Genomic DNA, 13,416 nt, shown 5'->3' on the forward strand with positions numbered 1-13,416 from the left:
CGGGGCCCATGGGTGCGATCGGCACCCGGCTTTCCCTGCGCCCTCTGATCGAGGAGGGCGGAACGAAGAGCAAAGCTCGGGCGGATCATGTCGCGAGAACGCGGATGTCTGACTCACAAGTGGCGCAACAAACTCAGTGTCGTCCCGGCGCAGGCCGGGACCCATAACCACTGAAGGCGATTGTTGCGCGACGCTGGGGCCACAGCTTTCCTCACCAACCCAATCCTGGGGTTATGGGTCCCGGCCTTCGCCGGGACGACATGGGGAAGGGGTCATCCCTCGATCCAGCGGAAACCGTTCATCCCGGGAACCCGCCAACCCGCTCGGCCGGCGGCATTTCCCGCCTCCAAATTTCCCTTTGGTAACCTCGCCTTAACCATGATTAGCGTTTGGTTAGGGTCGGAATGCCGCGCGAAAAGCCCTCGTTTTGACATGTTGGCAGGGGAAGCAGGGCCCGGCTTTTGGACGGGCCCCCCATGCGACAGATGTAAGAGGCTCTCGCGCAGTTTTGCCGCGCCTGATACGCGGCCGTGGAACCGGTGCCGACTGGCGGCCCGCCTGATAGGGACACTTGCGTTGAGAGGATATTGCCGATGAATCCCGCCGACGTGGCTCAGTCGACGCTGCCACTGGCATCGAGCGATGTGTCGCTGATCGCATTGTTCTGGCAGGCCCATTGGGTCGTCAAATGCGTGATGTTGGGACTTCTGTCCTGCTCGGTCTGGGTCTGGGCGATCGCGATCGACAAGATCCTGCTCTATGCCCGCACCAAGCGGGCGATGGACAAGTTCGAGCAGGCCTTCTGGTCCGGCCAGTCGATCGAGGAGCTGTACCGGGCGCTCTCCGCCAAGCCGACCCAGTCGATGGCGGCCTGTTTCGTGGCGGCGATGCGGGAGTGGAAGCGCTCCTTCGAGAGCCAGTCGCGGTCCTTTGCGGGCCTGCAGGCCCGGATCGACAAGGTTATGAACGTCTCGATCGCCCGGGAGGTGGAGCGGCTGGAACGGCGGCTTTTGGTGCTCGCCACGGTGGGCTCGGCCGGCCCCTTTGTCGGCCTGTTCGGCACCGTCTGGGGCATCATGTCGAGCTTCCAGTCGATCGCGGCGTCGAAAAACACCTCGCTGGCGGTGGTGGCGCCGGGCATCGCGGAGGCGCTATTTGCCACCGCAATCGGCCTGATTGCCGCAATTCCGGCGACTATTTTCTACAATAAGTTCACTTCGGAGGTGAACCGGCAGGCCCAGCGCCTGGAGGGGTTTGCCGACGAGTTCTCCGCCATCCTGTCGCGTCAGATCGACGAGCGGGGCTGAGACATATGATAGTCACTTTGGCGAGTGTGCGATCATGGCGATGAGCATGGCAGGGTCCGGCGGTGGCGGCGGGCGTCGCCGCGGCGGGCGCAAGCCGGTCATGGCCGAGATCAACGTCACGCCGATGGTCGACGTGATGCTGGTGCTCTTGATCATCTTCATGGTGGCGGCGCCGCTGATGACGTCGAACATCGACATCGACCTGCCGGTCGCGAGCGGCGGCAAGTCGATGTCGTCCAACGCGCCGCCCTTGACGCTGTCGGTCAAGCGCACGGGCGGCGGCTGCAACTCGAACATCGAGCTCTATCTGGGTGACGCGTCGATCGCGGCGGCCGATCTTCTGCCCAAGATCAAGGCCATCGGCGAGGCCCGGTCGGAGGCCGAACGAGTGGTCTATCTGCGTGGCGACAAGGACGTCTGTTACACGGATATGATGAAATTGCTCGGGGAGATCCGGACCGCGGGGTTCAAGGCGAATATCGTCATCATCCCTGAAGGTGGCTAGGAGCATGATCCGGAAAAGTGGAAACCGGTTTTCCGGCCAGATCATTCTCCAACATGATGAGTCCATGTGCGGCAAGCGGCACGAGGAAGCCTGAATTGAAGGTCAAGGTCGACAAGACTCTGGCGGCATCGATTGTCCTGCACGTCCTCGTGATCGGGTGGGGCCTCGTGTCGTTTTCGACCAGGGCGTACGTGATGCCGGAAGAAGAGTCCGTCGCTGTTGACGTCATCTCGGCCGATCAGCTGTCCCACGTCATGACCGGCCAGAAGGACGGCAAGAAGGAAAATCCCAAGCCGCTGGTCGACAAGGTCGCCGAAGCCAAGCCGGTCGACGACATGGTTGGCAAGGTCGAAGATAAGAAGCCGCCGGTGGTGACGGAAACCGCGCCGCAGCCGACGCCGAAGGTGGAGAAGCCGGAAGACAAGAAGCCGGATCCGCCGAAGAAGGTCGAGAACAAGCCGAAGGAGGAGCCGAAGCCGGTCGAGAAGAAGCCCGATCCGGTGAAGCCCGACCCGATCGCGGAAGCGATCAAGAAGGAAGAGAAGAAGCCGCAGAAGCCGGTTGAGCAGGCCGCCAAGCCGCCGCCGGAGCAGAAGCCGAAGGATCGCGTGTTCGACCAGAGCAAGATCGCAGCGCTGCTCGACAAGCGCGACCCGACGCGCGCCGCGGCGACCGGCGATACGCTCAACGCCAACGCTGCGCTCGGCACGGCGAAGGGCAAGGCCGCCGACAACTCCGCGACCTGGGGCGCGATGTTCAGGCAGCAGGTCGAACGCTGCTGGAAGAACAAGCCCTACGGCAGCATTGAGGAGCAGCGGACCCAGGTGGTGATCGATGTCGATCTGAAGCGCGACGGCACGCTCGCGCGCATGCCGGTCGCGGAAGGCTCGCCGAGCACGCCCTACATGCGCGTCTATCAGGAGAGCGCCCTGCGCGCGATTATCGCATGTCAGCCCTATAATCTGCCCGCGGGCTGGTTCGACGAATGGAAGGCATTCGCACCGGTGTTCAAAGAGAATAGTACGTGAGATCAGCTGCGACGCTTGGCCAATAGCAGACAAAGTCTACCGACAATGACCGACAACAATGATTTGCGTGAAATGATGTTTCGCCTCAACCGCCGACAGATGATTTCCGGAATGGCCGCCTTTGGCGCGCTTGCGGGTGCACCCTTCCGTCAAGCCATCGGGCAGGAAGGTGGCCGCAAGCAGATTCCCGTCCCGGGGGGCGAGTTCGCGCCGGTGCCGATCGCGATTCCGAATTTTTCGGCCGGCACGCCCGGCGATACCGAAGTCGGCGTTGGTGTTGCCCAAGTCATTACCAACAACCTGAAGCGCAGCGGATTGTTCGCGCCGATCGACCAGGCGGCCTTTCTCGAGAAGCAGGTCAACATCGACGCGCCCCCGAACCTGAATAACTGGACGAGCATCAAGGCACAGGCGCTGGTGGTCGGCCGCATGACCCGCCAGGGCAACGGCCGCGTGAAAGCCGAATTCCGGCTCTGGGACGTCGGCACCGGCCAGCAGCTCGCCGGCCAGTCATACGACACCTCGGCGGAATACTGGCGCCGCATCGCCCACATCATCTCCGACCAGATCTATGAGCGGATGACCGGCGAGAAGGGCTATTTCGATACCCGCGTCGTGTTCGTCGACGAGAGCGGCTCGGCTGACCGCCGCGTCAAGCGGCTGGCGCTGATGGACCAGGACGGCGCCAATGTGCGCTATCTGACCCGCGGCACGGATCTCGTGCTGACGCCGCGCTTCTCGCCGTCGACCCAGGAAATCACCTATATGGAGTTCGGGCAGGGCGACCCGCGAGTCTATCTGCTCAACATCGAGACCGGCCAGCGCGAGATCGTCGGCAACTTCCCGGGCATGTCGTTCTCGCCGCGCTTTTCGCCCGACGGCCAGCGCGTCATCATGAGCCTGCAGCAGGGCGGCAACTCCAACCTGTTCGTGATGGATCTGCGCTCGAAGTCGATGACGCGGCTGACCGACACGCCGGCGATCGACACTTCTCCGTCTTATGCGCCAGATGGCACGCGGCTCTGCTTCGAATCCGATCGCGGCGGCAAGCCACAGATCTATGTGATGCCGGCGACCGGCGGCGCGGCTCAGCGCATCTCGTTCGGCGACGGCACCTATTCGACGCCGGTGTGGTCGCCGCGCGGCGACTACATCGCCTTCACCAAGCAGGGCGGCGGGCAGTTCGCGATCGGCATCATGAAGCCGGACGGCTCGGGCGAGCGCATCCTGACCTCGGGCTTCCACAATGAAGGCCCGACCTTTGCGCCGAACGGGCGCGTCGTGATGTTCTTCCGCGATCCCGGCGGCAACAGCGGGCCGTCGCTGTACACGATCGACGTCTCCGGCCGCAACGAGCTGCGGGTGCCGACGCCCGGATTTGCCTCCGATCCCGCCTGGTCGCCGCTGTTGTCGTGAGCCGGCGCAGACCTGCTCCGCGGAACCCCGGGGCTGGTCGGCGGTTCTCACCTAGCGCACTGAATCCTATGCCGAATTTCGATCGTCAATGGGGCACGGCAAGGACTTGCTAACGATATTCCCTCAGAAAGACTTCACCTGCGATCAGTAAGAGTGCGAGCTGAAAAGGACGCGCGCTCTCACAATGCAGTTTGCAAGTCAGACGGGAGAACCGGACCGATCGATGTCGCCGACGATCTCCGCGGCGCTGGTCGATTCCCTGTTCATGAACCCCGCGCCCATGATCTTCGGCGCCTTCGGCCCCGCCATTGCGGGCGCCGTGATTGCGTTTGTCACCGGCAATCTCTTGTCCTGGCTGTGCGTGCCGCTGTTCATCGTGGTCGGTCTGGCGCGCGCGTGGCAGATGTACCGCTACCAGCAGCGCAATTCCCGGCTCACCGTTGAAGAGTCCGAGGCGTGGGAGAAGCGCTACCGGATCGGCAGCCTTGCCTACGGCATTGCGCTCGGCCTGTGGGGCTCCGCCGTGCTGCTCACGACCAAGGATGCCGCCGCCCACATGCTGTGCGTGACCACGGTGGTCGCCTACACCTCGGCGGGGGTCGGACGGACCTTCGGCCGGCCGCAGATCTTCCACCTGCATCTGCTGATGTCGATCGGTCCCCTTATCGCGGCGCTGATGTATGTCGGCGGTCCCTATCACATCGCGCTTGCGCTGCTCAGCCTGGTGTTCTTCAGCGCCATCCGCCACCTCACGACCAGCCTGCAGCGGATCTACGTCAACGCCTGGATCGCCAAGGAGCGCGAGGCCGCGCTGGCGGGCCAGTTCGATACCGCGCTGAACAACATGCCGCACGGCCTGTGCATGTTCAGCGCCGACGGCCGCCTTGCGGTGATGAACCACCGCTTCATCGAGATGATGCAGCTGTCGGACGACTTCGTGCAGCGCGGCGCCAGCGCGACCGACATCTGCAATGCCTGCGTCCTGTCCGGCTCGATCTCGGCCGCGGCCGCGCAGCAGATCCTGTACGAGATCGAGAGTTCGCAGCGCGGCGACATCGTCACCAGCGACCCCGATCCCGCCAAGAACCGCTCGCTGGACTGGACCTTCCAGCCGATGGCCGGCGGCGGCACCGTCGTGCTGGTCGAGGACATCACCGAGCGCAAGGACGCCGAGGCCCGGATCAGCCACCTCGCGCGCTACGACGAGCTGACCGCGCTGCCCAACCGCGTCAATTTCCGCGACGAGATCGGCCGGCTGCTCGCCATGCAGCACGGCGAGCACCGCTCCGCATTGCTGTTCGTCGACCTCGACCAGTTCAAGCAGGTCAACGATACGCTCGGCCATCCCTGCGGCGACCAGCTGCTCTGCGCGGTTGCCGAACGGCTGCGCGAGATGCTGCGGCCGGAGGATTTCGTGGCGCGGTTCGGCGGCGACGAGTTCGTCGTGTTCCAGCAGAACATCCACTCGCACGAGGACGCCGCCGCATTGGCGCGGCGCATCGTTGACCGCCTCAGCGAGCGCTACAAGATCGACAACCATCTGGTCGAGATCGGCGCCAGCGTAGGCATCGCGATGACCGCGCCCGGCGTCGGCGCCGATACGCTGCTGAAGAACGCCGACATGGCGCTCTACCGCGCCAAGGCCGACGGCCGCGGCACCTTCTGCTTCTTCCGCGACGAGATGGCGCAAACCGTCGAGGCCCGCCGCATCCTCGAACTCGATCTGCGCAAGGCGCTGGCCAACGAGGAATTCGAGCTGTTCTACCAGCCGCTGATCAACCTCAAATCCGGCAAGGTCTCGACCTGCGAGGCGCTGCTGCGCTGGAACCATCCGGCGCGCGGCACGGTCTCTCCGGTCGACATCATTCCGGTCGCCGAGGACATGGGCCTGATCGTCGATCTCGGCCGCTGGATCCTGCGCAAGGCCTGCATGGAGTGCATGAAGTGGCCCGAGGCGGTCAGCGTCGCGGTCAATTTCTCGCCGCAGCAGTTCCATCAGCGCGACGTGCTGAGCGAGGTGCGCTACGCGCTCGAGGTCTCCGGCCTGCCGGCGCACCGTCTCGAGATCGAGATCACCGAATCTTCGCTGCTGCACAACACCGAGCTGACCCACGACGTGCTGTCGCAGCTGCGCTCGCTCGGCGTGCGGATCTCGCTGGATGATTTCGGCACCGGCTACTCGTCGCTCAGCTACCTGCACAATTTCCCGCTGCAGAAGGTCAAGATCGACCGCTCCTTCCTCGAAGGCATCGACAGCGATCGCCCGCTGACCTTGCTGCGCGGCGTGGCGCGGCTGTCGGCGGATCTCGGCATGTCGGTCGTGGTCGAGGGCATCGAGACAAATGAGCAGCTCGAACTGATAAGCGCCGACGGCGCGGTGACCGAAGCACAGGGCTACCTGTTCAGCCGGCCGGTTCCCGCGGTGCGCATCCGCCAGCTGCTCAACGCTTCGCACGGCCGCCGCCCCGACGAGCAGTTGCACGTGGTTCCGTCGCGCTCGATCGCTTGATCCGGCGCCAAGGCCTTCAATCGATAGTTGTGAGAACCTTCGACTGCACGATTCGAAGTGCACCCCTGCGGTCAGAGGTTAACTGTATTGCCGCGATTGCTTTGACGAAAATTAAGAAGCTGTTAATCTTTTGGCTCGCGTTGAAGTTGTTGGGTTGTTCAGGGGAGTACTAAATGAGGTCCGCGGCCGAAGCCATCAAGCCCGCGACAGGAAGGCTTGCGGACCCTCTGGATCAAGTCGACTACCGTCTCGCTCAGACCCCCGAACAGAAAGACGAGATCTACCGGCTTCGCTACCGCGCCTATCTGCGCGAAGGCGCGATCCGGCCGTCGGCGGACGAGCGCGTCGTCGATCAGTTCGATGAGGCCCCGAACGCTTGGGTGTTCGGCGTCTATCTTCACGGCGAACTCTGCAGCTCGATTCGCATCACCGTGGTGACGCCGGAGTGGCGCACCTCGCCGACGCTCGATGTGTTCGGCGATATATTGCAGCCGAAGCTCGATCAGGGTCTGGTCTTCATCGATTCAACGCGCTTCGTTGCCGATCCCGAGAAGGCGCGGAACAATCCGGAACTGCCCTATGTCACAGTGCGTCTCGGCTCGACCGCCGGCGTGCATTTCAATGCCGATTACGGCCTGGCGCCGGTCCGGCCCGAGCACATGGCGTTCTACCGGCGGGTGTTCCTGCACGAAACCTGGTCGGAGGCGCGGCTCTATCCCGGGCTCGTGAAGCCGGTCGGCTTGATGGCCTCGCATCTGCCGTCGGTGCGGGAGCGTGTGCTCGCCCGCTATCCGTTCCTGCGCTCCAGTGCGTTCGAGCGGCGGATGCTGTTCGACCGGGAAGGCCAGTTGCAGCCCGACGGTATCGTTCGGCCGTTCGAGCGCGCCTCGATCGTGCCGAATCCCTGAGCACACTGGCGATCTGATCGATCTGGCGTCCATCGACTGTTGCGCGCAGGCCAAATTGTCCTGCAAAAGCGGCCGGTTCCCGCGAACCTTGCCTTCCCTTCACCATCGCGCCACATTTGCCACCCATTAACCATCGGGGGCGCTTTTCGGCATTGCGCGGCATTTGATGGGGTCCAGCAAGGTCTCGTCAAGGTTGACGGAACGTTCGCTTAACCATCGCCCTGTAGACCCAATGGACCAGTACGAAGAGCGTGAGCGTGGAGGCTCCGGAATGAAATATCAGATGCGTATCCTCCAGGGTATGAAGCTGGCCGCGGTTCTGGCGGTGGCGCTGTCGATGGGTGCCTGCGCTAACAAGAACCCGCTGGACGCCAATGGCGCAATTGGGGGCGCCGCGACCCCGGGCAGCCAGCAGGATTTCGTGGTCAATGTCGGCGACCGCGTGTTTTTCGAGAGCGATCAGACCGATCTGAGTCCGCAGGCGACCGCGACCCTCGACAAGCAGGCGCAGTGGCTGCAGACCTATAACCGCTATTCCTTCACCATCGAAGGTCACGCCGACGAGCGCGGCACGCGCGAATACAACATCGCGCTCGGTGCCCGCCGGGCCCAGTCGGTCCGCTCCTATCTCGCTTCGCGCGGCATCGATCCGAGCCGCATGCGCACCATCTCCTATGGCAAGGAGCGCCCGGTCGCGGTCTGCAACGACATCTCCTGCTGGTCGCAGAACCGCCGCGCCGTCACCGTGCTGAACGCCAGCTCCTGACGCGAGCCTGAATGAATTCTTCCAAGCCGGCGCCTTCGGGCGCCGGTTTTGTTTTGGCCGCAGGAAACACCGAGGCGCCGTCATCTTGATGAACGAAGCTGCGCGCAATTGGCCGCTTGCTTGTTCCGGCGTCCGTACTAAACCGGTGTCCGCGGCGCTGTCCCGGATTTGAAGTGCCAGTCACAATTCTGGCGTACTCCGTCCCTCAATGTCGCTCGCTTTTCACGTCGATCTCGTCGTCAGGGCAAAATGTCATCCAGGCTTCATTTCCTTTCCACCGCTGCGGCGATCGCGGCGCTGTTCGCCGTTTCCTCTCCAGTGTTTGCCCAATCCGACGATTCCGATGCTGAAATGCGGATCGAGCGGCTCGAGAATCAGCTGCGGCAGCTGACCGGGCAGAACGAGGAGTTGCAGTACCGCAACCGCCAGCTCGAGGAGCGGCTGCGCCAGCTCGGCGGCCAGCCGCCCGGCCCGGGCGGACAGCCTCCGGCGGCCCAGCCCGGCGTCGCGGCGGTGCCACCGGCGCAGCAGCCGCAGGCCTATCCGCAAGCCCAGCCCGGCTACGCCCAGCCGCAGCAGGGATACGGCCAGCCGCAGCCAGGCTATGGCCGGCAGCCGCAGGGCGGCTACGACCAACAGCAGATCGCCGCGCCCGCGCCGATCGTGCAGGAGGCTGCGCCGTCGGCTGCGCCCGGCCGCCGCGGTCGCGGTGACGCCTTTGATCCGAGCCAGAACCCGAACGCCCCGGGCGCCCCGCGCGCGCTTGGTGGCGGTCAGATGCCGATGCAAGGCGAAGCGGCGGTCGGTGCTCCCGGCGGCCGCGGGGCGGGCGAGCCGCTCGATCTCGGCAACACCAGCCCGCCGCGGGCGCCCGGCGCGAGCGCGGCCCTGACCACATTGCCGCCGTCGGCCACGTCGAAGGACGAGTTCGACCTCGGCATCGGCTACATGCAGCGCAAGGACTATGCGCTCGCCGAAGAGACGATGAAGAACTTCGCCAACAAGTATCCGAGCGATCCCTTGGTGGCGGACTCGCAATACTGGCTCGGCGAAAGCTATTTCCAGCGCCAGCAATATCGCGACGCAGCCGAAACCTTCCTCGGCGTGACCACCAAGTTCGACAAGTCCGCGAAGGCGCCCGATGCCCTGCTGCGGCTCGGCCAATCGCTGGCGGCGCTGAAAGAGAAGGAAGCCGCCTGCGCCGCGTTCGGCGAGATCACGCGAAAGTACCCGCGCGCATCCGGCGGGGTCAAAGCCGCGGTTGACCGCGAGCAGAAGCGCGTGAAGTGCTAAACCAGATGCGGGAGGCCACGTCCGGCCTCCTCGTGACATGCTGGTTTTGCGATGCCCGACGATCAATCCGCCATCCCGGCAAGGGACGCCAAGCGCCTGTTCGCAGGCCTTTCGTCCGCGCCGGCGATCGTGCTCGCGGTATCAGGCGGTCCCGATTCAGTCGCGCTGATGTGGCTGGCCGCGCGCTGGCGCCGTGCGCTCGCGCGGGGACCGCGGCTGGTGGCGGTCACTGTCGATCACGGCCTGCGTCCTGAAGCGGCGCGCGAAGCGCGCGACGTCAAGCGGCTGGCGCACAGCCTCGACCTGCCGCATCACACGCTGCGCTGGAGCGGGCCCAAACCCGGGACCGGCCTGCCGGCGGCCGCGCGCGAGGCCCGCTACCGCCTGCTCGCTCAAGCCGCGCGCAAGCATGGCGCCACCCACATCCTGACCGCGCATACCCGTGACGATCAGGCCGAGACGCTGTTGATGCGGCTGCTGCGTGGCAGCGGCATCGCGGGCCTCTCGGCGATGGCGCGCGAGACCGCTCGCGACGGCGTTTGGCTGACGCGGCCACTGCTCGAAATCTCCAAGGCAGACCTGATCGCAACGCTGAAGAAGGCGCGCATCGGCTTTGCCGACGATCCGACCAACCGCGATCCCGCGTTCACGCGTCCGCGGCTGCGCGCGCTGATGCCGATGCTGGCGGAGGAGGGCGGCGATGCGCGGAACCTGGCGCGGCTTGCCGCGCGGATCGCGCGCGCCAACACCGCCCTGGAGGTGCTGGTCGACGGCGCCGAGCACAATCTTGCATTGAAAAGCGAGGATAACCCGCGCAACGGCTTCGAGGCGGCGCTGTTCGCGGCGATGCCTGAGGAAATCCGGCTTCGCCTCCTCAAGCGCGCGATCGACCGCACCGGACATGAGGGCCCGGCCGAACTCGGCAAGGTCGAAACCCTGCTCGCCGCCGTCGATGAGGCCCTCGGGAAGCGCGAACCGAAGCTGAAACAGACGCTTGCCGGAGCCGTTATCAGGGTCGGCGGCGGTCGTATCAGGATCGGGCCGGCGCCGCCGCGCCGGGCGCGTTCCCGCTGAGCCGGGTTCGATTGTTTCAATCGCTGTCATAATCCGGCAAAGAGGCTTAACCACCCCCGGAAAACACGGGATTTAGCGCCATTTTTTGACCGGGAATCGCGCTAGGATGCGGTAAATAGTCATGCGTGGTTCCCTTGGCATCGACCCCAGCGGCACCTAGATTGTATGCCATCGACGGGATGGATTCCCTGGGGATTCCAACAGAGCCTGCCCAAGGATAGAGAGAGGCCGCGATCCGCGCGACCACGAAGGAAGACCATGAACGCCAATCTGCGGAATTTCGCCCTCTGGGTCATCATTGTCCTGCTGTTGCTGGCGTTGTTCACGCTTTTCCAGAATCCTGGCCAGCGCTCGTCGTCCTCGGACATCTCGTTCTCGCAACTTCTGACTGAAGTCGATCAGGGCCATGTCCGCGATGTCGTGATCCAAGGGCCCGACATTCACGGCACCTTCAACAATGGCACGAGCTTCCAGACCTACGCGCCGAGCGATCCGACGCTCGTGAAGCGCCTCTATGACGCCAAGGTGCAGATCACCGCGAAGGCGCCCGGCGACAACGTGCCGTGGTTCGTCTCGCTGCTCGTCTCATGGTTGCCGTTCATCGCGCTGATCGGCGTCTGGATCTTCCTGTCGCGGCAGATGCAGGGCGGCGCCGGCAAGGCGATGGGCTTCGGCAAGTCGCGCGCCAAGATGTTGACCGAGGCGCATGGCCGCGTCACCTTCGAGGACGTCGCGGGTGTCGACGAGGCCAAGCAGGATCTGCAGGAGATCGTCGAATTCCTCCGCGACCCCGGCAAATTCCAGCGGCTCGGCGGACGCATTCCGCGCGGCGTGCTCTTGGTCGGCCCTCCCGGCACCGGCAAGACGTTGATCGCGCGCGCGGTCGCGGGCGAAGCCAATGTGCCGTTCTTCACCATCTCCGGTTCTGACTTCGTCGAAATGTTCGTCGGCGTCGGCGCGAGCCGTGTCCGCGACATGTTCGAGCAGGCCAAGAAGAACGCGCCCTGCATCATCTTCATCGACGAAATCGACGCGGTCGGCCGTCATCGCGGCGCCGGTCTCGGCGGCGGCAACGACGAGCGCGAGCAGACGCTGAACCAGTTGCTGGTCGAGATGGACGGCTTCGAGGCCAACGAGGGCGTGATCCTGATCGCGGCGACCAACCGTCCCGACGTGCTCGATCCCGCGCTGCTGCGTCCCGGCCGCTTCGACCGCCAGGTCGTGGTGCCGAATCCGGACGTCGTCGGCCGCGAGCAGATCCTCAAGGTTCACGTCCGCAAGGTGCCGCTGGCGCCGGATATCAACCTCAAGACCATCGCGCGCGGCACCCCGGGCTTCTCGGGCGCCGACCTGATGAACCTCGTCAACGAGGCCGCGCTGACCGCTGCCCGCCGCAACAAGCGGATGGTGACGCAGGCCGAGTTCGAAGAGGCCAAGGACAAGGTGATGATGGGCGCCGAGCGCAAGTCGCTCGTCATGACCGAGGAAGAGAAGTTGCTGACGGCCTATCACGAGGGCGGCCATGCCATCGTCGGCCTCAACGTCGTCGCGACCGATCCGATCCACAAGGCGACCATCATTCCGCGCGGCCGTGCGCTCGGCATGGTGATGCAGCTGCCGGAGCGCGACAAGCTGTCGATGTCGCTGGAGCAGATGACCTCGCGCCTCGCCATCATGATGGGTGGCCGTGTCGCGGAAGAGCTGATCTTCGGCCGCGAGAAGGTGACCTCGGGTGCCGCCTCCGACATCGAGCAGGCGACCCGCCTTGCCCGCATGATGGTGACGCGCTGGGGCCTGTCGGAAGAACTCGGCACCGTGTCCTACGGCGAGAACCAGGACGAGGTGTTCCTGGGCATGTCGGTCTCGCGCACGCAGAATGCGTCCGAGGCGACCGTCCAGAAGATCGACTCCGAGATCAGGCGTCTGGTCGAGGAAGGCTATAACGAGGCGACCAAGATCCTCACCGAGAAGCGGCAAGATCTCGAGGCGCTCGCCAAGGGCCTGCTCGAGTTCGAGACGCTGACCGGCGACGAGATCATCGACCTGCTGAAGGGCAAGAAGCCCAACCGCGAGTCGGTGCTGGAGCCCTCGACGCCGCGCGCCTCCGCCGTGCCGCCGGCCGGCAAGCCGCGCCCGCGTCCCGATCCGGACACTGGCATGGAGCCGCAGCCGCAGGCATAAGCCTCGCCTGCCATGGCCGGCAGTTCCGGCAAACCGATTGTGCAAAAGCTCGGCCTCAAGCCGGGCTTTTGTATTTTTGTCGACGGGTTGTCCGTCCCCTACAGCGACATCGTCGGCGAACTGCCGGCGGATCTGCGGATCGCGAAGACCGCGCGGGCGCCGCTTGATGCCGTGCATCTGTTCGCCGCCGAGGCCAAGGGGCTCGCCGCCAAGCTACGGCGCTACCGCGAGGCGATCGCACCTCGCGGCATGATCTGGGTGTCGTGGCCGAAGAAGACGTCTGGCGTCGTGACAGACCTCAACGATACGGTCGTACGCGAGGCCGGGCTCGCGTCCGGCCTGGTCGACGTCAAGGTCTGCGCCGTCGATGTGGTTTGGTCGGGACTGAAATTCGTGATCCCTCTCAAGGAGCGCGGCAGGCGCTGAGAT

11 protein-coding genes are annotated in these 13,416 nt (G+C 64.8%); all 11 read left to right on the forward strand.

All coding sequences use genetic code 11. The features are described from left to right. Positions 1 to 593: 593 nt before the first annotated feature. The gene (tolQ, locus tag K359_RS0149420; protein ID WP_029085484.1) at positions 594 to 1,307 is read left to right on the forward strand and encodes a protein TolQ; all 714 of its coding nucleotides are present in this window, start codon (positions 594 to 596) and stop codon (positions 1,305 to 1,307) included. Positions 1,308 to 1,341: 34 nt separating this feature from the next. Beyond that, positions 1,342 to 1,812, forward strand: a complete 471-nt coding sequence (locus K359_RS0149425) for a biopolymer transporter ExbD (RefSeq protein WP_029085485.1) — start codon at positions 1,342 to 1,344, stop codon at positions 1,810 to 1,812. Positions 1,813 to 1,868: 56 nt separating this feature from the next. Continuing rightward, a complete protein-coding gene (locus tag K359_RS0149430; RefSeq protein WP_051346882.1) occupies positions 1,869 to 2,840 on the forward strand; it encodes a cell envelope integrity protein TolA in 972 nt (323 codons plus the stop codon). A 72-nt stretch (positions 2,841 to 2,912) separates the two neighbouring features. Beyond that, complete coding sequence (tolB, locus tag K359_RS0149435) at positions 2,913 to 4,256, forward strand: Tol-Pal system beta propeller repeat protein TolB (RefSeq protein ID WP_029085487.1); 1,344 nt, start codon at positions 2,913 to 2,915, stop codon at positions 4,254 to 4,256. A gap of 184 nt (positions 4,257 to 4,440) precedes the next feature. Beyond that, positions 4,441 to 6,765 (forward strand): EAL domain-containing protein, encoded by a 2,325-nt coding sequence (locus K359_RS0149440; protein WP_029085488.1) that lies wholly within the window; start codon positions 4,441 to 4,443, stop codon positions 6,763 to 6,765. Between the two features lie 173 nt (positions 6,766 to 6,938). Next, positions 6,939 to 7,673, forward strand: a complete 735-nt coding sequence (locus K359_RS0149450; RefSeq protein ID WP_029085489.1) for a hypothetical protein — start codon at positions 6,939 to 6,941, stop codon at positions 7,671 to 7,673. A 271-nt stretch (positions 7,674 to 7,944) separates the two neighbouring features. Next, positions 7,945 to 8,439, forward strand: coding sequence for a peptidoglycan-associated lipoprotein Pal (pal, locus tag K359_RS0149455; protein WP_029085490.1), 495 nt, complete (start codon positions 7,945 to 7,947; stop codon positions 8,437 to 8,439). Between the two features lie 249 nt (positions 8,440 to 8,688). Continuing rightward, complete coding sequence (gene ybgF / locus K359_RS0149460; protein WP_029085491.1) at positions 8,689 to 9,732, forward strand: tol-pal system protein YbgF; 1,044 nt, start codon at positions 8,689 to 8,691, stop codon at positions 9,730 to 9,732. 51 nt (positions 9,733 to 9,783) lie between these two features. Then, positions 9,784 to 10,806 carry a tRNA lysidine(34) synthetase TilS gene (gene tilS / locus K359_RS0149465; protein ID WP_029085492.1) on the forward strand — a complete coding sequence of 341 codons (1,023 nt, stop codon included), beginning with the start codon at positions 9,784 to 9,786 and terminating at the stop codon, positions 10,804 to 10,806. Positions 10,807 to 11,064: 258 nt separating this feature from the next. Further along, positions 11,065 to 12,987 (forward strand): ATP-dependent zinc metalloprotease FtsH, encoded by a 1,923-nt coding sequence (ftsH, locus tag K359_RS0149470; RefSeq protein WP_029085493.1) that lies wholly within the window; start codon positions 11,065 to 11,067, stop codon positions 12,985 to 12,987. Positions 12,988 to 12,999: 12 nt separating this feature from the next. Next, a complete protein-coding gene (locus K359_RS0149475; protein ID WP_029085494.1) occupies positions 13,000 to 13,413 on the forward strand; it encodes a DUF3052 family protein in 414 nt (137 codons plus the stop codon). Positions 13,414 to 13,416 lie beyond the last annotated feature (3 nt).

This window comes from Bradyrhizobium sp. th-b2, assembly GCF_000426785.1.
Taxonomy (GTDB): Bacteria; Pseudomonadota; Alphaproteobacteria; order Rhizobiales; family Xanthobacteraceae; genus Bradyrhizobium; species Bradyrhizobium septentrionale.

What these genes read in the sequence shown, in the direction of transcription:
- tolQ (WP_029085484.1), top strand. Translation starts at nt 594, where the DNA reads ATGAATCCCGCCGACGTGGCTCAGTCGACGCTGCCACTGGCATCGAGC.
- K359_RS0149425 (WP_029085485.1), top strand. Translation starts at nt 1,342, where the DNA reads ATGGCGATGAGCATGGCAGGGTCCGGCGGTGGCGGCGGGCGTCGCCGC.
- K359_RS0149430 (WP_051346882.1), top strand. Translation starts at nt 1,869, where the DNA reads ATGAGTCCATGTGCGGCAAGCGGCACGAGGAAGCCTGAATTGAAGGTC.
- tolB (WP_029085487.1), top strand. Translation starts at nt 2,913, where the DNA reads ATGATGTTTCGCCTCAACCGCCGACAGATGATTTCCGGAATGGCCGCC.
- K359_RS0149440 (WP_029085488.1), top strand. Translation starts at nt 4,441, where the DNA reads ATGCAGTTTGCAAGTCAGACGGGAGAACCGGACCGATCGATGTCGCCG.
- K359_RS0149450 (WP_029085489.1), top strand. Translation starts at nt 6,939, where the DNA reads ATGAGGTCCGCGGCCGAAGCCATCAAGCCCGCGACAGGAAGGCTTGCG.
- pal (WP_029085490.1), top strand. Translation starts at nt 7,945, where the DNA reads ATGAAATATCAGATGCGTATCCTCCAGGGTATGAAGCTGGCCGCGGTT.
- ybgF (WP_029085491.1), top strand. Translation starts at nt 8,689, where the DNA reads ATGTCATCCAGGCTTCATTTCCTTTCCACCGCTGCGGCGATCGCGGCG.
- tilS (WP_029085492.1), top strand. Translation starts at nt 9,784, where the DNA reads ATGCCCGACGATCAATCCGCCATCCCGGCAAGGGACGCCAAGCGCCTG.
- ftsH (WP_029085493.1), top strand. Translation starts at nt 11,065, where the DNA reads ATGAACGCCAATCTGCGGAATTTCGCCCTCTGGGTCATCATTGTCCTG.
- K359_RS0149475 (WP_029085494.1), top strand. Translation starts at nt 13,000, where the DNA reads ATGGCCGGCAGTTCCGGCAAACCGATTGTGCAAAAGCTCGGCCTCAAG.